The following is a 20,622-nucleotide window of genomic DNA, read 5'->3' as shown; positions in this document are numbered from 1 at the left end:
ATGGTTAATGGGCAAACATGTCGAGGTGTGATTAGTTGTCGTTTTGGCACAAAAACATGGGGAATGTACACCGTTAGATCGAGACGATGTCGCGATTGGTTCGTAGTCTAAACAGCCAATTGCCTCTTCCGATAAAGCCTTACTAGGATGCACGGTACATTTGAGGCGATAATCTCCTGTAAAAAAGGCACAGTGGCGACAAGGAACTTGATGTAATCGCTTGAAACATTGATCACTACAAAGGATGGATCTGTTGCGAACACTCAGAACACAAACCCAAAAATTAGACTGTGTGATAGTAGACTTTTATTACCGTTACTTGGTAAGACAGTTGTTCAGCATTTGGATCAACAAAAGAGCCTCAAGTTTACGTCCAATCAACACCAGTTCATTTTTAGGAGCTGTTGTCCATTCACTATCATCCATGGTGAATCGCTTGCCAATCAGTTGAAATAGATGTCGCTTGGGGCTTTCGGCAAACCAGAGAACGCCTTTAGCGCGAAATACATTATTCGGAAGTTGATAGTCAAGAAATTGTTGAAATTTTTTGAGAGAGAGAGGGCGATCTCCTTTAAACGATACTGCCATAAACCCATCATTTGCCAGATGTGTTGATGGTTTAGCGTCTGAATTCGCCAATGCTTGCGTAGAGGAACCTGACTCTGCCAAGCTAGTATCTAAAATCAGTGATAGTGGAGCTTGACCATACTCACATCGGATGATTCTTGCACCTTCTTTCAGAGAACAAATGTGAGCTTCTATCTGGGAAACATGATCTTCTGAAACTAAGTCAACCTTATTCAGTAGGATTATGTCTCCGTAAAAGAGTTGCAGGTTAGCCACATGGCTGTTTAATCCTTCAGACGTAAAGGTTTCTACATCAACAACAGTGATCATCGAGTCGAATTGTGTCAGATCTCGCAGTTCTGTTCCTAAAAATGTTAGCGCGATCGGTATCGGCTCAGCAACACCTGTTGTTTCAACAATCAAATAATCTACTTGATCTTGGCGGTCTAAAACTCGATACACGGCATCCGCTAAATTATCGTTAATCGTGCAGCATATACAGCCATTGGTCAGTTCAATCATGTCTTCTTCAACAGCGATTAACAACTGGCTGTCAATGTTGATATCGCCAAATTCGTTGACTAAAACAGCAACTTTATAATTTTCAAAATTCTGCAATATATAGTTCAACAGCGTTGTTTTACCGCTGCCCAGGAAGCCTGTAATGACAGTTACAGGTAGTTTTTTTGGGAAGCTATCGGTGTCTATCATAAATCAACTAAAACCTAACAAATTAAACGGGAAAGATTCTACTGAAACAATCGGGTTTCCCTTTGGCGGTATCGCCGGAGAAAATTGATGCCCAAACTGGCAAGATAAGCGATCGCGGCGCACAGCACAATCGTGGCACCAGAGGTAAAATTGAGGACGTAGGAAAGCCACAATCCGACTGTGGTAAAGATCATACACAGCAGACTAGCCAGTAGCATCATTTTCTTCAAGTCCTTGACATACAGATTCGCGATCGCGGCAGGCATAGACAGCAGGGCAATCAGTAAAATTACGCCCACCACCTGCATCAGCATCACCACCGTCAGCGCAATAATTCCCATCAGCATCAGGTAAAGCCCATTCACGGGTACATTCCGCACTGTGGCAAAGGTTTCGTCAAAGGAGATCGCCAATAACTCTTTGTAAAACAGCACGACCAAAATGACGATCATTATATTTAGCGCCAGCATAATCCAGAGATCGCGTCTAGGAACAGAGAGAATACTACCAAATAAATAACTCCTTAGATTTGCCGTATAGCCCGGTGTCAAATCAACAAAAATTATCCCAATTGCCATACCAATTGCCCATAACATACCAATGACAGTATCTTGTCGCAACTGAGTTTTACGCTGCACCCAGCCCATTGTCAACGCCGCCATCAGACTGAAGGCGCTTGCCCCTAGCACTGGATTAAATCCCAAGAAAAATCCCATACCCACACCCCCATAGGCGGCGTGGGCAATGCCTCCAGCGATAAACACAATCCGATTGACTACCACAAAGCTGCCAATAATGCCACTGGCAATGCTAATCAACAGCCCAGCTAATAGGGCATTTTGCATAAATTCTTGCTGTATAACTTCCAGCATAAGCGAAATCAAAATTATTTCCTTGGGTCTCGGCTATTCAGGTTTTGAGTTAGGTCGATTTTGACGGATGCGTGGCTAATGTTCGCGGCACAAACCGATTGTGAATCACCGGTTCTACTGATTCTCCGTAGGTCTGTTCTAGCATTTCATTCGTCACCTGACTATCACCGTGGTAATACAGCCGTTGGTTCAAACAGCCGATTGTTTTAACGTAAGAGGATACCATGCCAATATCGTGAGAAATTATCAAAATTGTCACACATTCATTCAGTTGCCGCAGCAATTCATAGATGGCTGTAGAGGCTTTACTGTCTAGACTGGTAGTGGGTTCATCAAGCAGTAGAATCTGAGGTTCTGTTGCTAACGCCCGAGCAATATAGACTCGTTGGCACTGCCCGCCAGAAAGCTCACTCACCGGGCGATCTTTTAAATCCAGCAAGTCTACCTGTTGTAATGCCTGTTCTACCTTCTCATCATCCTTACGATTAAAATGTCTCAATAAACGACCTTTGCCCAAACGTCCCATCCGCACAACATCCCAAACATTAATGGGGAAACTGCGGTCAAATGTCATCACCTGTGGAACATAGCCGATATAACGACGACCTTGCCGAATCGAACGTCCGAGAATTCTCACCCGTCCCTGTTGAGGTGACAATAATCCTAATAGTACCTTGAATAGGGTAGTCTTACCGCCTCCATTTGAACCAATGATACCGATATAGTCCAATTTATTGACCGAAAGATTGATATCGTGCAAAATCGGTTCTTTACCGTATCCTGCCCAAAGGTTTTCGATCGTAATCACGACTTCAGATGTAGTTGATTGTGCCACAGTGATACCATTACTCTCTTTTAAATTAGGCAACAAATACCCCTTTTGCTATCGCCCGGATGGGTCAGATATGGCGCAACATCAGGAAACATGGGTATGATAAAATTAGTAATCGATAGGGGCAAAAAGCTGAGTGTCATTCGATGCAAAAAAAGCCAATAATGAGCGACTATTTGCTAATCACAGCGACAAGGTGAGGGGTGACAACTAAAAGGGCGGTTGGATCACCCAGAACATCTTTAAATGTGTTAGATACTTTGCTCATATTGCTCATCCAGTCTTCAGCCAGTGGATCGAGTAAAATCACTTCTCCACCAATTTCATTGGCAATTGTTTTAGCGTTCCTGGTGCTAAATTGAGGTTGAGCAAAAATAACTTGAATATTGTCTGCTTTAGCTTTAGAAACCAGCTTGGACATTTCTGCCGCACTGGGTTCATTGCCTCCAACTTCAATGGGAACCATTTCCAAATTGTAGGCACGAGCAAAGTAGCCCCAAGCCGGATGGAAGACCATGAAGGTTCGATTCTCAACCCCAGAAAGGGTTTGCTTAATGTCTTGATCCAGTTGCTCTAGGTCAACAATGAAGGCATTTAGGTTCTCTTGATAAATCTGTTGACGGCTGGGGTCAAGTTCGACAAGGGCTGCATAAATGGTTTGTGCTTGTTCTTTAACCAGGGGGGGTGATAGCCAAATGTGAGGATCGGGATTGGCTACGGTTTCGGTTTGAGAACTAGCCTCCTGATCATGCTGGTGTTCGTCGGCGTCACTGTGGTGATGGTGTTCTTCACCGGAATGGGAATGTTCCGCCGCCATAGGCATTCGGTTAACTCCTTCGGTCAAATCCACAACTTTCATCTCCGGATTCCCAGAACGAATGCGCTCCCACCAGGCATTCTCAAAAGGAACCTGGATGCGGGCATACGCCTCTGCATCCGCTAAATTTTGTAGCTGTTGGGGTTTGGGTTCATAGGTGGCTGGACTCGCACCAGGCGGTAACATGACGGTGACATTGACATATTCACCACCAATCCGTTCGACAAAATATTTTTGCGGTGGAATACTCACAACCACGTCAAGCTGGTTCTCTGAGATGTTAGAGTCAGAAGATTGAGCCGATTCGGTTGTTTCATTCGTTTGAGTTTGTCCACAACCGACTAAAGACACGATTCCTAACGCCAGGATTGTGGTAACTAGACGGCGATAATTTGGCATGGGTTAGTCTCCTTTGCTGGATTGATAGCAGGTTTGACTTTGGTAACGCTCATTTTTGATAATGATAATCATTATAATCACAGATGACAATTTTGTCGTCGGTAAAAAAAGGTAAGTAGCGGATAAACAGCCGATTGCTGGCGGATTACAAATTCGTGAGTAACCGAGCTTTGGTGAGAATCAAGTTCCCAGCTCTGTTGAATTAGTCTAAACTCCAGAGATTAGGAAAATTCTCCAAGAGTTATCCTTGTCTCCAGTCACCAATCACCAGTTTATAAACGTTTTTGACGATTCCCTAAAAAAGCGACAACACCCAATCCCACCAATGCGAAAACCGTGCTGGGTTCAGGAACAGGTGTGGCGCGGAAGCCATAAAATTTGCCGTCAGCATCTTGATAGCGTCCAACAATCACTCCGGCATCATTAATGTCCAGCACCCGAGTTGACAAGGCATTGGGGAAGACCAGTTCCTGAAATTGCCCATTGTTCCAAATAAACGAGTAAGAATTTCGCCCTGTTTCCGGCAGGGTAAACACGCCGATGATAGAATCTTTATTGTTAATGCCAGAGGGTCTAGTTCTGTCTGCTCCGGGAATGTTGAGTTGGGTGAGTTGCTCCCCTTCCAGAAGAAAACCATGGGTGCCATTGGTATCATTAAAATGACCAGTAATCTTGCCAGCGTCATTGATTCCCCAAGGGAAAATCTGACTCGCCCCAGCAATCGTAATCGGGGTGACATCATCAGGACTTAGGGTTGAGAAGTCATCGGCATTTAACAGAAATCCATGCACCTCATAAGGATTCCAGAAAAGATCGGTATAGTAGAACCCAACAATCTGCCCTGCATTATTGATTGAAGAGAACTCCACGTCTGGGAAATTATTGCCAGGGAACAGATCCGGAGTGTAAAACTGACTGCTGTTATATATGTAGGGTTCTGTCTTGAGAAAGGAGTCGTCGCGGAAGGAGTACCCCACGATAGTACCCGCATCGTTCATGTCCCATACCGCAGTCGCGTAAGATCCAGGCGGGTCAAAAAATGTTGTTTCTCCATCGCTATCCACAAAGAAACCTGTTGCAGGACCGTTTTCTGCTTTTTGTCCGGCAATTTGCCCAATATTGTCAATCGCGTTAACGGTAACGAATGTAGCACCAGGGATATCGAAGCGCTCGTACTTATACCCAGTCGCTAGGGAGATTGCCGCAGCAGGTGAGGTAGCCGCGATCGCTAATGCAGATAAGGTAAGGGACGTGAGGCTAACGGGGACTGTACTGGTCATGGTCATGCACTGGCTTTGTATGAGATTGATAATCATTATCTCATACAATCTGAAACTAATCTGGATATTGCGGTTTTGTCACTCAACTTGAGCGATCGCCCCCAGTCAGGGAAACAAAACTTTGTTTTTGATAATTGTTATCATTCTCATTTTTGTTTATACTCTGGAGACAGCAAAACCATGGGTTTTACCCAAAGGAGAATCTCATGTCGAATATCGACATCATCCGCGCTTGGAAAGACACAGACTATCGTGAAAGCTTGAGTGAGGCTGAGAAGGCGCAGCTTCCAGAGAATCCAGCCGGATTGATTGAACTGGCAGATGAAGAGATGTCATCCATGGCTGGCGGTGCGCTGAACGTGCTGGCGCACGGTACGTCTCATGAAGAAACCTGCCACACCGATTGCGAACATTGTGGGGAAGCAACCCTGAGTTTGTAAAACTAGTGATGTATTATCAGCGTCAAGTACTAATTATAACGAATAGGTTGAGGCAGGATTTTGGAGCAAAGCGTGATGAATCAGGGGTTAAAGGGAGTAGCCTGGTATCAGGCACTGACATTGAGGGAACGGATTGCAGCGTTAGACACACTGGAGCCTTCAATTGATCAGGAATTTGACGAGGCTTTGGCAGAGCGTCGATGGCAGCGATGGCGATCGCAAACCCCTTTTCCCATAGATTCCTACTATACTCAACGATTAGCAATTGATGGACTCACCCCTGAATCCTTTCGCTACCTTTTAGGTGAATCGATAGCCGCATTACAACAGCGTTCCCCGACTCCACCCGATTGGTTAAACGAACTAGAGAACGCCTTTTCCCGTACCGAACCCCCCAAGATCAAAATCATCCCGCCTTCCCAGTTACCACCCGGTAAAGAGTCATCGGGTTTCCTCTATGCCATTGAACCCCTAATTAGCCAAGGCATTGAGCGCCTAGACGTTGGTATCCAATCCCTACTCAAGAAAACCCAATCCAAAACCCCCTTTGACCCCAACACAATACACGAAATTTTCTATCAGCATTTGCCCCAGTCATTGCTCCAGATGTTGAACCAAACCCTGATATTAGAACTCAACATTGCTCGTTTGCAAGGGCTGTTGTCAGGCAATACTCCGAGAGAGCGATTTTTAAGCTTCTTAGAACGAATCTATCAACGGGATGTCATGCTTGGTATCTTACAAGAATATCCCGTTTTGGCAAGACAATTAGTAACTTGTATTGAACGCTGGGTTAAGGTTAGCCTGGAATTTATCCAGCGTCTGTGTGCTGATTGGGATGAGATTTGCACGACGTTTTCTCCCCACACCAATCCCGGTGTATTGACAGAACTAAAACCGAATACAGGGGATAGTCACCGAGGGGGGCGTTCTGTTGCGATCGCTAAATTTAGTTCTGGCTTCCAGATTGTTTATAAACCCAAATCCCTAGCCATAGATGTCCATTTTCAGGAACTCCTCACTTGGCTCAATCACCGAGGAAATCACCCAGCCTTCAAAACTCTCAACATTCTCAATCGTGGGAGTTATGGATGGGTAGAATTTGTCACCGCCCACAGTTGTCACTCCCCAGAAGAGGTTCAGCGTTTTTATCAACGAATTGGCGGCTATTTAGCGTTGCTGTATGCCCTAGAAGCCACAGATTTTCATTCGGAAAACTTAATTGCCGCCGGGGAGCAACCTATTTTAATTGACTTAGAATCCCTATTCCACCCCCGCCGCACCACTATCAGTACCACCCCTTTAAAAGAATCGGTATTTATGGCAAGCCAACAACTGGCTTACTCCGTTTTGCGGGTGGGATTACTGCCAAATCGTCGTTGGACAAGTCACCAATCAAAAGAACTTGACAAAAGTGGCATCGGTAGTCAGCCCGGTCAGACTGTACCACGACGGATTCGGTCTTGGGAAGGAGTGGCTACGGATGAAATGCGAGTCGTTCGCCAGCAAAGGTTGCTGCAAGGCGCTCAGAATCAACCGCATCTGCTGGAGACTGAGGTGAATGTTTTAGATTACGCCGAGGAGATTGTTACTGGATTTACCACCATTTATCAGGATTTGGTAAAATACCGCGATGAGTTCCAGAACCGTTTAACTCACTTCGCTGAGGATGAGATACGTGTCGTTTTGCGTCCCACCCGGACTTACGCCGCCTTACTAGCCGAGAGTTTCCATCCCGATGTGTTGCGAAATGCCCTAGAGCGCGATCGCTGGTTTGATAAGCTCTGGATTGAAGTCCAGCATCTTCCGGATATTGCCAAGGTTATCCCAACGGAACGGCAGGAGTTATGGCAGGGGGACATCCCCATGTTTACGACTCGTCCCAATTCCCGCGATGTGGTTGGCAGCAATAACCAAATCTTCGCTAATTTTTTTGAGCGATCAGGAATGGAACAGGTAGTCTATCGCCTTGAGCAGTTAGATGAACGGGATTTAGAGCGACAAACCTGGTTTATCCGCGCTTCTGTTTCCACGTTAGCGATGGCACAGGAGGGTGTTGGTTGGCAAGGATACCCACAATTTGAGCCGCAGACAAGGTGCGATCGCGAACAACTTCTAGCGGCGGCTTGTCAGATTGGCGACAGGTTAGAGTTATTAGCCCTCCGTAGTCACGAGGATGCAACTTGGCTGGGTTTAACTCTAGCAGGGGGTTCCCATTGGACGCTGGCTTCCTTAACCTGGAGTCTCTACGATGGCTTGCCTGGGGTAGCTTTATTTCTTGCCTATTTAGGAGCGATTACCCAAGAAAAACGCTACACTCAACTCGCTCAAGCTGCTTTCAGAACTCTAGAGCATCAAATTCAACAGGGTCAATCATTAATTCCGACGATTGGTGGCTTTAGTGGGTGGGGAGGGGTAATTTATACCCTGACTCATTTGGGAGTACTGTGGGAGCAACCCGAACGGTTAACCGAGGCGGAGGAGTTGATCCATTCCATCCGGGGAATGATTGAAACCGATGAGTATTTTGACTTAATTGGTGGTGCGGCTGGATGTATCGCCAGTTTGCTAGCCCTCTATCATTGCTTTCCCTCAGATGCCGTTCTGGCTGCGGCAATTGAATGTGGCGATCGCTTGATTGCCACGGCTCAACCCCAAGAACAGGGCGTCTGTTGGATTCACAATACTCAACAATTCCAAACAACAGGATTCGCCCATGGTGCAGCAGGCATCGCTTGGGCATTGCTTGAATTAGCAGCACTGACCCATGAGGAACGTTTTCGGAAAACGGCTGATGCTGGAATTGCTTATGAACGGAGTCAGTTCTGTCAGGGATTGCCAATCTGGTGTAATGGCATCTCAGGAATAGGATTAAGTCGTTTGCGTTCCCTCAACCATAGGGATGATGCCGAAACTCGTGCAGAAATTAACAGGGCGATTAACATCACCCTCGAACGGGGATTTGGTTTAAACCATTGCCTCTGTCACGGCGATTTGGGCAATCTAGAACTCTTATTACAAGCCCGTGAAATCCTGAAAGAGGGGCAGTGGGATGAGCAGATTCATCGCATTACCGCCATGATTTTAGAAAGTATCAATCAGTATGGCTGGCGTTGTGGAACGCTATTGGGTGTTGAAACACCGGGGTTAATGATGGGATTGGCAGGGATTGGTTACGGACTCTTGCGATTAGCGGAACCTCAGCGCGTTCCCTCAGTGTTGCTGTTAGCACCTCCTTTTATACAGAGAGTCGAGCGAGACTAAATTTAGTTAAAGCAGGCACAATGCGATCGCTTGCCATTCTCGCGCCAGAGAGATTTCGCGGTAGAAGCAAATAAAAGTGATATCAAAGGGGGTTTAGGTCAGTGCATTGCTCAAATGGTAGGAGCGCAACGCTTTAATGAGTTAGTTTGATAAAAGACATGAAAATCCACTGGAAGCTTGTTGCGATTCTTGCTTTTGCGATCGCGCTCTCACCTGTTCCTGTCCTTGCTAATGCAGGAACACCGTTGATGTGGACTGGATTGGTTCACCTTTTTATTGGCAATGCGGTTATTGGTATTGTCGAAGGAATCCTGCTTTCAAAATTCTTTCACACGCCGCGCTCAAAATCAATTAATCTCCTCGTTGTCGCTAATTACGCCTCGGCTTGGGGAGGAATGTTATTGATACTAGATCGGCTATCTCCTATTCCAAGCATTACTATTGAAAATATTCATATCTGGCTCTGGCTCTTTGTGACCTTTGCCTTTATCCTCACATTATTCATCGAGTATCCATTCTTTTGGTTCCTACTTCAGAAACAGCAAAAAGCCGTTCAAAATGCTCTCAAATCTACAATCATTATTCATGGTATCAGTTACCTCCTATTATTAGGTTTGTATGGGCTGAACAGCCAGACCAGTATGTTAACTCAGCTTGATGTGATTTCAGTCAAACAGCTACAACCAAGCGAAGAATATGTGCTATATTTCATGACCTCTGATGGTCAGCAAGTCATTCGGTCAAACCTTGACGGCACGAGTCAAGAGAGTATAAAAGATGTGATGGCTACAGATAGAAATGGCAGGCTCTGTGTAGGCAAAAATGAAGCAGGGAAGTTTGAACTATTGGTTAATTCCAAGGCTATCCTTTCCGATTTTGCCTCTGTTGCCCCGACACCCGAACCGCCCGAATGGTACAATTGTGCCCCCAATCCTTTTGGAGCCGTCCCCAAACTTACTGAAAATACCAATTGGGAATATCGGACTGTCGTTTGGGCGGCGGGAGGGATTATGGGTAGCAACGAGAAAGAGAACTTAAAAATCCAATTCTCCCTGGAGACACCCTTTGCATTTTGGAGTGTCCAGAATGCGACTCACCTCGCCGGAGATTTTGTTGTATTTCAGCTTGGTGACGATCAGCTTTGTATCCTCCAGCCTCAAGAAAAAAGAATAGCATTGATTGCACGGGGAAAAGAACCAGTTGTTGTAAAACCCAAACTATCAGACTAGGCGATGGAGAAAACTCTAATCGATACAAAAATTCCACTCCTCATTAGGAATTTAAATTATGAAAAAGTCCATCCTCCTCCAATAATCAATAACCTAAATAAAGATTTTTCATGAAATGACTTGTAAAACGTCTATGAAATCTCCAGTTCTTGTTCGACAGCATAGTATAGAAAGACTTGTCGGCGGCGGAGCCGATTACCTAGTGTGGAAAGAGGAATTTAATATTGTAATCACCTTAAATTTTTATTAACTTTAGAGTCGTTCAGCATTTTGCAAGAATGACCCAGAAGAGATAGTATCAAGTCCTCTCTGGGTCAACAGTTTAACAAAATTAGTCAGCCTTGATCGCATCAGTACTTCTGTAGAGTACATAGCGCGGCAATGGCATCAAAGAGTGTGCCACGGATTGCCACAGAGAGTGCATCCCCCCGACACCGAGGAAAGCTCTTCATCCGTCAGTTCAATCACTTCCACTGGATTTTCTGGCAACAGTTCCTTCTCTTCATCGCTCAAACTGGCGCGGTAGTCTTCATCCTTCCACGCACGGATAATATCGGCGTTAGACATATACAGCCTCCATTGGCTATAGATATTTATTTGGCTTTTCGCCACTAAAGTAAGTATAGCTAAAAATGATAATCATTATCATTTTGATTTATTATCTAACTGAATGATAATGATTATCAAAACTGATGCTAATCTCAATGAGGACATCATCTGCAAAATGCGATCGCACTATCACAGACTCAAATCAGCATGAAAGCCGTCAATCAGTTCTTACATCAACTGAAACAAGACCAAAAACTTCGAGAAGAATCAAGGAGTCAAAAAATCCAGATGATCTCCAGCTTTGGAACGTAGAACTTCTGGACTTCCTTGAAGTTTTACCTGTCCTTCTTCCAAGAAGACAATCCAATCGGCACGGTTGATAACCCTGGGGCGATGACTAATCAGAATTGTGGTTTTTCCTTGACGGTGGGTGAGGAGTCGATCGAGGACTTCTGTTTCACTCACTGGATCGAGACTCGCTGTAGATTCATCTAAAATCAAGATGGGTGGGTCAGTGACAATACCTAATGCGATCGCTAATCGTTGCCGTTGTCCTCCTGAAAGATTAGCGCCGAATTCTCCTAAAATAGTTTGATATTTGTTGGGAAGTTTGCTAATAAATTCATCTGCTTGAGCAATCTGACAGGCTTTAATAATTTCCTCAAAGCCAATCTGAGGATTTCCCAGAGTAAGATTATCAATAATTGAGCGACTCCAAAAGTGAGCTTCTTGGGGAATTAGAATAATCTGCTTTCTAATGCAATCGAGCGAGAGGTCTTGTAAATTGTAATCATCAAGGCGAATATTACCAGATTGGGGCAGATATAACCCTGCAATTAGTTTAGCTAGGGTACTTTTACCGCAGCCAGATTTACCAATTAAGGCAATCCCTTTTCCCCCAGGAATGGTAAGAGAAAAGTCTTGGAGTAACTCCACTCTACCTGTGTGATGAAAGTTGAGATGAGTGCAGGTAATCGTGGCATTACCAGGAATTTTGACCCTCGGCTTGGGAGTAGTGTCTTGAACTTCAGGTGTAGAATCAATCACATCCATCAAGCGCTGAATGGCAGTTTGAGTAAAGGCGAATTGATTCACAAAACTTAGAATTGTTGTAATTAAAATCAGGCAATTTCGGTTCATTGCATTAAACGCTAACAATTGCCCGATGCTTAAGGTTTGAGCAAAGACTAAACTACTCCCAAACCATAGCAGAATGGTTTCACCACTGAGAGAGACAAACCCAGAAAATACATTATTGACAATAGCCATCTGTAGGGTATTGAAGGTGAGGGTTGCTTGTCGTCCATAGCGAATCTGAAATTCTTCAAAAAATTGAGGGGCGGCATTTTTTGTTTTCAGAGTGATTGCCCCTTTGAAGGTTTCAATTAACAAACTTTGGTTTTCTGCGATTAAGGCTAATAGATTGCGGATTTTTTGCTGAATCTTGGGCAGCAATACTACAGTAGATAGCGTCATGATGACAGCAATAGCTAAAGCTATCATCAAGAGTTTAGGGCTGTAAACAAGCATGAAACCCAGGGAAACTAAGGCAATAAAAAATTGGCTCGGTAGAATAATTCCGGCTTGAGAAATAAGTTAATTAATGGCTTGAATGTCTCGCAAGCGGCTAATAATTTCACCACTCCGATGAGATTCGTAGTAAGGCAGGGGTAAACTCAGAATAGTACGACCAAATTCTAGGACTAAATTTAATTCCAGCCGTTGAGCAAAATGAGCCACTAAGTTGGATTGAATCAATTTAAAGATACTGCTAATGAGATGCATTACCAAAACAGCAATGATGACACCATTGAGCAGGTAAATATCCCCTCGAATCAGCACATCATCAGTAAGAATTTGCAGTAAGAATGGAGATGTAAGCGAAAGTAGCCCTAAAACAAAGTTTAGTAATAAGGCTTCAGCTAGAAGAGTCCGATAGTTCCAGAATTGTTGGAAGAAGCGATTAAAACTACCAACTTTGTTTCGATCATCGGGTTGGGTTTTAAAGTCAGAACGTGGTTCTAGTAAGAGCATCACGCCATTAGTCCAGCCAGACAGTAATTCTTGGCGAGATAAATAGCGCATCCCCACGGCTGGATCGGCTATAGCATACTTGTTTCCCTTGCGTCCATACAATACAACCCAGTGATTCCCTTTCCAATGGATAATTCCGGGTAATGGCACAACTTTTTGATCGATCAGTTCTAGGGGTGCTTTAACACCTCGTGCATCGAATAAAAGCGCTTTTGCCCCTTGTCGGAGGTTGAGTAATGTAGTACCCAGTGGTCCTGTTCCTGCCACTTCCCGAACCCGATTGATGGAAAAAAAACGCCCATAATATTTAGCAATCGCAGCCAAACAAGCCGCACCACAATCTTCTTCGTTATGCTGTAAAACAACCTGGTATTTCATGCCCATTTTGGATTTGGTTCCATCAGTCTAAAATGGTGTTGGGAGGGGAAAGCACCAAGATGGAAGGAATTTTTTGAGGTGCAGCAAGACGCAGCAATCCGTAACCAATGCCTGCCAAACCAGTCATTAACCCTAGTGTTTCAACTCCTAATGGTAGTCCGCAACGCCAACCCTGCTGGTGAAGGCTTTCTAGGATACTGGCAGTAAGACGAGTAACTGAAGAATGCCAAGTTGAATAATTAGGGGTTTGACTCGCTTGTAAGAGAAATTCTAGATTGCCCAGCATCCCGTTACACAACGAGTGATTTCCACAAAAGCCATGAGCAAGCGTTGTTTCTAAGGCAGTATTAATCTCCAGGGGAATTTGTGCGTCGTCCAAGTGTTTGAGGGAATGTAATCGTGCTAGTCCAATTCCAGGGGCACCATGACTCCAGGCAACGCTAAATGTATCTTGCTCTCCAGCCGAATTTAACCAATTTTTAGCATCAGGAGAAAAGAGACTGCGCTCATAAGTTATTGCCGCAACTGCTGAAGAGCGAAAACGCTCCTCTCCGGTTAATGTGGCTAATTCCAACAGCGCCCAAGCCATCCCTGCTGCACCGTGAGAAAATCCAGTTAGGGCGTTAGTTCCGTCTTCAGGCATCCAAGCTCTACCCTGTTCCATCGGTTGATTTTGGGATATTATGCGATCGCCACATTGAATCGCAACGGCTTTAATCCGCTCATCCGGAATACAGTGATATAGAGCTACCAACACCCCAATACAACCCGCAACCCCGCCGATGACATCCAGGTGATTATCATTCTCAATCAATTTGGGCAGGATATCCACCCACTCCAACGCTTGATTCAACAATTCGGATTGACGCCACAAACTCCCCAGATGCGTCAGGGTGTAAATCAATCCTCCCCACCCATCAAAGGCACCAATGGAGGTAATAATAGAGCGATCGTACTCGACTTGACGTTGTAATGTGAAGAAAGCTTGTTGAGCCAGTCTTGTATAGCGTGATTCTTGAGTAACTTCTCCCAAATAGGCAAAAAATAAGGCAATTCCAGGGATACCATCAAACAAACTCCATCCTAAAGGCGCAACAGTCCAATGGTGTTTATCCATAAGTTTGATGCCAATCCAACTCGCCATTTCTCCATCGCGTAACGCCAATGACTCCAAGCGTTCAGCAATCGCACAAGCGGTTTGTAAAAGTTCTGAATTTAAGGTTTCTTGCTCAGGAATGGTCTGAATTTCAGGCAAAGACACACTTACCCATTCTACTGCCTCAGCTTTCATTCCTAGAGTAGAAAGAGAACTCTCGATTAACCTCACTTGCCACGCTAAATCTTCTGGGTTCAACTGTTGTATACGATGCTGCACCTGTTCCATCCCTGATATCTCAAAAAAATCAGGAATTCGCTTTTGTTCATTCAGCCTAAGTTCGCGGGAATTGGGGTAGGTGGTGAATTTAGGAATGTCTCCCTGCCATAATGATTCCTGTTCTGCTTTGATTAGCTGTGCCAGATAAGAGCGATTTTCCACATCCACCCACAGGCGATCGAATAAGCGATCGCGATTTAAAGCATCCCGTAAAACATCCGGATGGAAACTCTCTCGCAATAATAAAGCATAGGTTCGACTTTCACGCAAAACCACACGCACTTCATCCGAGGCAAAGCGAGTTAAAAGTCCATCCTGTGCTAATAATTCATCCTGGTGTTTCATCAAAAATTGATATATCGTTGTAAATCCGGTGATGATTGACTCTTTGTAGTCTAAAACATTCACTTGTGCTTCATGCAAACGCGGTCGATTTTTGCTTTCTGGTAGGGGGATTTGCTGCCGAGTCATTCGCATTTCATCAGTTCCTTTTTCCGCCAAAGTAAGGATACGTTCTGGCATGATTTGACCATCGGTTGCGCCAATTCCACTCACTTCAATCCCCGCCGATTCCCCCTGTCTCCATAACCGCTGAGGCAGTAAGCCAATGCGAAACACAGACTGAGCCATTCGCTGATTTGCTATAAAAATTGCTTCGGGGGAATTGGGTTCAATTTTACGAGGCTGGAATAGGGTTTCCAAATCAATGGGCATGGGATGTTCCCCCGATGCAATTAAGTTTTCTAAGTGAAAGTCTGTCGCATCAAGTGCATACAATAACGCTAAGTATCCCCCCATTCGTTGATAAAAGCGCTCGATTTGCGACCGATGGCTGCAACTTGATGATTCAATAAATTCCACCCAGCCATAAGTTCCACAGTTAATAATCTTTAAAGGTTTTAATGGCAGAAAAACAGCCTTTTGATTAATCCAATAGAGAAGGTCTTGGAAATGGACATCTACCGCTAAAGGTTTTGGCTTATAGACGACCTTAAAGCCTGACTGAAATTTAGCGATAATTACAGAACGCCCACCATTATGGCTATCGCTGATGCTGCAATTAACTTGTTCCAATACCCCCGGTTCTTTGTCAGGACTAAAAGCTGTGTAAATTGCTGCCCAATCTGTACAAAGCCGTTGAATAAATTCGAGCTTTACTTCAATGTGTTGCTGAATACAAAGTGCAAGTTGACGAGCAAGAACCGGATAGTCTTGTAACAGTTGTATGGCGACGTCTTGCTCTTGGAGACGTTGTAAAAAGCTGACATATCGTTCTTGGGCAGTTTTACCGGATAATAGCTCTTGCAGACGTGCTACGTTGAGTTCTAGCACCATCGTCGGAGTCAACATCCAGAGTAACTGCTGGGGTAAATCTGCCAATAATATAGATAAAATGGTGTTGGCATCGAAAGGCAGTTGAGATGATAAATCTTCTGGATTGTTTTTAGAGTTTTGGTTAACTTCAATGGCTTGAAGTCCTGCCTGCAAGCGGTTAATCCCTTGATGAATCAGTGGGGCGATCGCACACAGAAAGTTATCGGACGTAATAACAGATTTTAAATTAGAACGATCAGCAGTAGAAAAAGCCTGTTCAATTTCTCTGAGCCATTCTGGAATAGTGGGAAAACGCTGAGGGAGCGATCGCATGGGTTCCCCTAAAAGAAAGCGAAACTCTTGTTCTGTTATCCCCTCTTGAGCCAGCTTCATAGCAAAAAAAGTGGATTTTGTCAAGGGGTTTTGCGATCGCCAGCGTTGAATTCGCCGTTCAGCCAGTTCTGCGTTATACCCATTTTCAGCAATCTGACGCCCACTTACCCCCAAAGATGCCACCCTTTCGGTCAATTTCAACGCCTGATACCAGTTCGCAGCTTGAAAACAGTCTTGACTCATCATTTTTTGCCCCCTGCACCCAACTCACGTCTATCTATTTAGGATGCTGCCCCAAGTTCTCTACTTTACACGACAATACTGATTATGATAATTATTCTCATGGTGAAATAAGTGGTTTTAGCAGGGAGCAACTAGACAGCCGAGAACCAGTTGAGTTGTGCCAGAGTCAGCGATCGCGATAATCGCGGATTCCGACAATCTCCTGAAACCGATGAGCCAAGTTTTTTACGGATTGGGTGTGAGGATAAAAAATTAAAATGCCAAAAATATTGTGGAATTCCTTTGTGGGTGCGGCTTTCGGAGTTTCGATTTGTGCGCTATCTGCCAGCGCCGACATCACGACTCCAGAAGTGCTGATGGGGGAAGAAGGGAGTGTAGAAAGTACAGAATTCCCCGTGTCTGTGTCTCCGTTAACGGAATCAAAGAGTCTCGATGTGCACGAACTGTCGATGCCTGATTCCTTAACTGTTTCCTCCACAGAGTTAGAAATCACCAATCCTGAAGTAGAAACCCCAGTTGCACCAGCAGCACCATCTGAAGTCTTTTCACCGGAAGTAACACCGGACAACGTACCCTCGGTTGACTCTCTCTATCTCTCTGAGGCAGAGTCGCCTAATGGGGCAATGGAACAAGTCACCTCTGTATCTCAGCTATCCGATGTTCAACCCACAGATTGGGCTTATGAAGCCTTGCGAAGCTTAGTTGAACGCTACGGCTGTATTGCAGGGTATCCCGACGGCACCTTTCGAGGCAATCGGGCAATGACGCGCTACGAATTTGCCGCCGGGTTAAATGCCTGTATGAATCAAATCGAGCGTTTAATTTCAGGAAACACCACTAATGTTGTGGGCAAAGAAGACTTAGCTACCCTGCAACGCTTGGTTGACGAATTTCGCACCGAACTGGTGGCATTGCAAGGTAGAGTAGATACCCTAGAAGCGCGAACCACCCAACTGGAAACTCAGCAGTTTTCCACTACGACGAAGCTATCCGGTGAAGCGATTTTTGCGATAACTGATGTGTTGAGTGGAGATTCTGACCCATTTAATGTTGGCATCACCCGCAACAATACGGTATTTGCCAATCGGGTACGCCTAAACTTACTCACCAGCTTTACGGGTAACGATGTCTTACAGACCCGTCTGGAATCAGGGAATCTTCCCCATCCCCAGCGTCCGGGAGCATTTCGCTACGGTGCTGACCCCATCCTGGGGAGTGTATTAGGAATACTGGGAAGCTCACCGGAAGGAGGACAGACATTCAATATCTGGGCAAGTGAACAGCCGGGAAGTGTAGCATTAGGACTTCTCAGCTACAAATTCTCAGTAGGGCAGAATCTGCGCGTTGCTGTTTTCGGCAATTTGGGTGAACATCCAGATTATCTCCCCACCACCTTCAGCACTTGGGCAGATGACGATGGAGGAACGGGTTCCATCTCTACCTTTGCTCAGTACAGCCCGATTTACCGCATTGGTGTGGGTGCAGGTGCAGGGTTAACCTACAGTTTTAGCCCCAGTGTCAGTCTCAGTCTGGGGTATCTAGCGGCGGAAGCAAACATTCCAGAGAGTTTGAGTGCAGCCAATAATCGTGGGGGCGGTTTGTTTAACGGCAGATATGGAGCATTAGCGCAGTTAACGTTTCAACCTAATGACAACATAGCGCTGGGTCTAACCTACAATCACAGCTACTCGCCGGGACTACCACTCTTTTTGAATGATGTGGGTACAACCTCAGCCAATGTCAATATTACACTCGCGTCCCCTTCGTTTCGATACTCGGCGGATTCGTTTGGTGTCGCTGGGATGTGGCGAGTGACACCAGGGTTTGCGGTTAATGGTTGGTTTGTTTATACCAACGTTAAGGGTCAGCCTCCCACAGGACAGGAAGCAGGGAGTGCAGATGTATTCAGTTATGCGGTTTCCCTGGCATTCCCCGATTTAGGTAGACGCGGAAATCTAGGCGGAATCGTGGTGGGTGTTCCTCCCTACGCCACCCGAATTGGAATTGCGCCTTCTCTTCAAGACTTTGTTGGGACAAATGATGCTGTTAAACTGATTCCTAATCGAGCAATTCCATTCCACATCGAAGCCTTTTACAAATATCAACTGACGGATAATATCTCGATTACACCCGGCGTGATTTGGCTAACAGCACCCAACCAAACAACCACGAATTCTGATGTTGTAATTGGCACAATTCGGACTACTTTCACGTTCTAGTATTCGCTGAAAAATGATGATTTTGATCAGACCTGTTCTAGTGAAAGGATAACGGGTCTGTTTTTCTATCAGTTCATCAAAGTATTTATACTTAGTAATAATTTTACTTGACAACCTGGAAAATAATGATTATCATTCTCATATCGGTAGAAATGCGGAGAGCAAAAAATGCGTTCACCAACGCCTGTTACTAGTGTCCTGTTAGCTGTCCCCTTGGCGGCGATTGCGTCGTTTACGTCAGTGGAAACGGCTCGCGCCCAACATGCTGAACCCATTCCCGGCCCAGAGGAAAAACCTGAATATCAGCACTATTACATTGGTGTAGATGGTCGCGAGATTTTCACGAATCCAGCCGATCCCAGCCAATTTGTTAATAACCCCAACTACAATCGGCTCACCTTTCTCTTCGCACACCCAGTACTAGACGAAACTAACAATCATTTCCACGGTATTGGGAGTTACAGTTTCATAGGAGATCCCCTAAATAACGAAATTTCTGATACAAATTTTAACAACAGAATTCCCGAAACTTATACGGGACTTCCCCCAATTACCCTCCTGCCAGGAAAGGGGATTTTTGCCGATCAATTGATTAGCAAAGATACACCCTCATCGGAGTATACTAACTTGACGATGAAACCTGTAGCATCTTTGCTGGACATCGATGATTCAGGAGCGCAGGCTTTGTACAATAGCTCTGGTGGTCGTTGGCAAGGCTTACTTGGCGATGCTACCGTGGCGCTCGAACTGCTATCGATTACAGATGGTTTGCAGGTTGCTGATTCTACGGGCGCAGATCTCTTTAGCTCAATTGGCGATCGCTATATTATTGGTTCTGGGGATAACTTCTCATTCACTCCCACATTTTATACCGATAAATCAGCACCACTAGGGACTTACACCGCCGAATTCCGCTTAGTTGATGTTAACGAAGAAAATAGTCATACACCTTTGGCTTCATCCGGTCGATTTTTCTTAGACTTTCAGGTAGAGTCTGTGCCAGAACCTTCTACCTTGTTAGGATTTACTATGTTGGGGTTACTGGCATTTTTCAAGAAGCATCCGAGCAAGGGTCAAGCTGATTAATATTAGTCGTTCCCTGAATAAGTCCCCCTAGGCGTGATGGCTGTGGGGGATTTATTCCATATAGAAAACAAGACGGCTAGAGCTAATCTAATAGAGTTTGATACTTGACAATGAAGGAATAAACAATGAAAAACTGGGCAATTTTAAGTGGAATTGAAGGGAATTTAGCTGCCTCGCCACAAGCCACTTTGGTAAAACCTCGGCAGATTGTTGGCGTTGGCAATGTTGGACGTATCCCTGGTCAAGCCACGTATACGCTTTATCACCCCAATTCCAACCGAATTGAATTCAAAACTGTTCGCTATGGCTCTGGAAGAGGATTTCAAAACGTAAACAGCAGCATTTCTCAGTGAATTTTTAGCTTGTTGTTAGAGAAACCGAGCAATCACTAATAAATTTGATGGGTGCAGGGTTCACAGAGTCCGAAAAATTCCAGGGTGTGATAGTAGATTTTGAACGGAACTGAGGGCTGCAAATGGTCTTCAAATTCTTGCACAGGGCAGTGATCGAGTGGAAACGATTGACCACATTGCAAGCAGTTGACACTCACCCGGCTTAAAGCGCGGGTGATTCTTCCGTCATAGGGATTCCAATGAATTTACCCTCAGAAAGCATCTTGACCGTGTGTCCCACGGCTGCAAGTCCACGAATACAGACTACTTGGGCGGCTGCTACATCTC

12 protein-coding genes and 5 pseudogenes are annotated in these 20,622 nt (G+C 45.0%); 6 read left to right on the top strand and 11 right to left on the bottom strand.

Annotation, left to right across the window (positions count from 1 at the left end; all coding sequences use genetic code 11):
* From RID53_RS09460 to RID53_RS09435, 6 genes and pseudogenes are all read right to left on the bottom strand, one after another.
* Positions 1-222 (bottom strand): annotated as a pseudogene (locus RID53_RS09460) (hypothetical protein); the annotation flags it as partial.
* A gap of 93 nt (positions 223-315) precedes the next feature.
* Positions 316-1,278 carry a CobW family GTP-binding protein gene (locus RID53_RS09455; protein ID WP_446387867.1) on the bottom strand — a complete coding sequence of 321 codons (963 nt, stop codon included), beginning with the start codon at positions 1,276-1,278 and terminating at the stop codon, positions 316-318.
* Positions 1,279-1,316: 38 nt separating this feature from the next.
* Positions 1,317-2,150: a metal ABC transporter permease gene (locus RID53_RS09450; protein WP_446387866.1), complete on the bottom strand. Its 834-nt coding sequence runs from the start codon at positions 2,148-2,150 to the stop codon at positions 1,317-1,319.
* Between the two features lie 49 nt (positions 2,151-2,199).
* Entirely contained in the window at positions 2,200-2,985 is a 786-nt protein-coding gene (locus tag RID53_RS09445; RefSeq protein ID WP_446387865.1) for a metal ABC transporter ATP-binding protein, read from the bottom strand.
* A gap of 169 nt (positions 2,986-3,154) precedes the next feature.
* Positions 3,155-4,198, bottom strand: coding sequence for a metal ABC transporter solute-binding protein, Zn/Mn family (locus tag RID53_RS09440; protein ID WP_446387864.1), 1,044 nt, complete (start codon positions 4,196-4,198; stop codon positions 3,155-3,157).
* Positions 4,199-4,470: 272 nt separating this feature from the next.
* Positions 4,471-5,478 (bottom strand): PEP-CTERM sorting domain-containing protein, encoded by a 1,008-nt coding sequence (locus RID53_RS09435; RefSeq protein WP_446387863.1) that lies wholly within the window; start codon positions 5,476-5,478, stop codon positions 4,471-4,473.
* Positions 5,479-5,684: 206 nt separating this feature from the next.
* Between RID53_RS09435 and RID53_RS09430 the strand changes: the two genes are divergently transcribed.
* The 3 genes from RID53_RS09430 to RID53_RS09420 all read left to right on the top strand — a co-directional run bounded on the left by RID53_RS09430 (position 5,685) and on the right by RID53_RS09420 (position 10,411).
* Entirely contained in the window at positions 5,685-5,918 is a 234-nt protein-coding gene (locus RID53_RS09430) for a mersacidin/lichenicidin family type 2 lantibiotic (protein WP_446387862.1), read from the top strand.
* 75 nt (positions 5,919-5,993) lie between these two features.
* On the top strand, positions 5,994-9,182 hold the full coding sequence (locus tag RID53_RS09425) for a type 2 lanthipeptide synthetase LanM family protein (protein ID WP_446387861.1): 3,189 nt from the start codon (positions 5,994-5,996) through the stop codon (positions 9,180-9,182).
* A gap of 158 nt (positions 9,183-9,340) precedes the next feature.
* Positions 9,341-10,411, top strand: coding sequence for a hypothetical protein (locus RID53_RS09420; protein ID WP_446387860.1), 1,071 nt, complete (start codon positions 9,341-9,343; stop codon positions 10,409-10,411).
* A gap of 387 nt (positions 10,412-10,798) precedes the next feature.
* Here RID53_RS09420 and RID53_RS09415 read toward each other — a convergent pair whose 3' ends face one another.
* The 3 genes and pseudogenes from RID53_RS09415 to RID53_RS09405 form a co-directional block, all read right to left on the bottom strand.
* A complete protein-coding gene (locus RID53_RS09415; RefSeq protein ID WP_446387859.1) occupies positions 10,799-10,978 on the bottom strand; it encodes a mersacidin/lichenicidin family type 2 lantibiotic in 180 nt (59 codons plus the stop codon).
* A gap of 249 nt (positions 10,979-11,227) precedes the next feature.
* Positions 11,228-13,372 (bottom strand): annotated as a pseudogene (locus RID53_RS09410) (peptidase domain-containing ABC transporter).
* Between the two features lie 22 nt (positions 13,373-13,394).
* Positions 13,395-16,637, bottom strand: a complete 3,243-nt coding sequence (locus RID53_RS09405) for a type 2 lanthipeptide synthetase LanM family protein (protein ID WP_446387858.1) — start codon at positions 16,635-16,637, stop codon at positions 13,395-13,397.
* A gap of 257 nt (positions 16,638-16,894) precedes the next feature.
* Between RID53_RS09405 and RID53_RS09400 the strand changes: the two genes are divergently transcribed.
* The 3 genes and pseudogenes from RID53_RS09400 to RID53_RS09390 all read left to right on the top strand — a co-directional run.
* On the top strand, positions 16,895-18,856 hold the full coding sequence (locus tag RID53_RS09400) for an iron uptake porin (protein WP_446387857.1): 1,962 nt from the start codon (positions 16,895-16,897) through the stop codon (positions 18,854-18,856).
* A 168-nt stretch (positions 18,857-19,024) separates the two neighbouring features.
* On the top strand, positions 19,025-19,942 hold the full coding sequence (locus RID53_RS09395; protein WP_446387856.1) for an all3515 family Zur-repressed PEP-CTERM protein: 918 nt from the start codon (positions 19,025-19,027) through the stop codon (positions 19,940-19,942).
* Positions 19,943-20,115: 173 nt separating this feature from the next.
* Positions 20,116-20,295, top strand: a pseudogene (locus RID53_RS09390) (metallophosphatase); the annotation flags it as partial.
* A gap of 35 nt (positions 20,296-20,330) precedes the next feature.
* Here the strand turns inward: RID53_RS09390 and RID53_RS09385 are convergent.
* Positions 20,331-20,486, bottom strand: a pseudogene (locus RID53_RS09385) (transcriptional repressor); the annotation flags it as partial.
* Between the two features lie 11 nt (positions 20,487-20,497).
* Positions 20,498-20,622 (bottom strand): annotated as a pseudogene (locus tag RID53_RS09380) (RNA-guided endonuclease InsQ/TnpB family protein); the annotation flags it as partial.

The organism is Coleofasciculus sp. B1-GNL1-01 (assembly GCF_040220235.1).
In the GTDB taxonomy this organism is placed as follows: Bacteria; Cyanobacteriota; Cyanobacteriia; order Cyanobacteriales; family Coleofasciculaceae; genus Coleofasciculus.
Note: the sequence above shows the minus strand (reverse complement) of the source record. Positions and strands in the feature narration are given on the sequence as shown.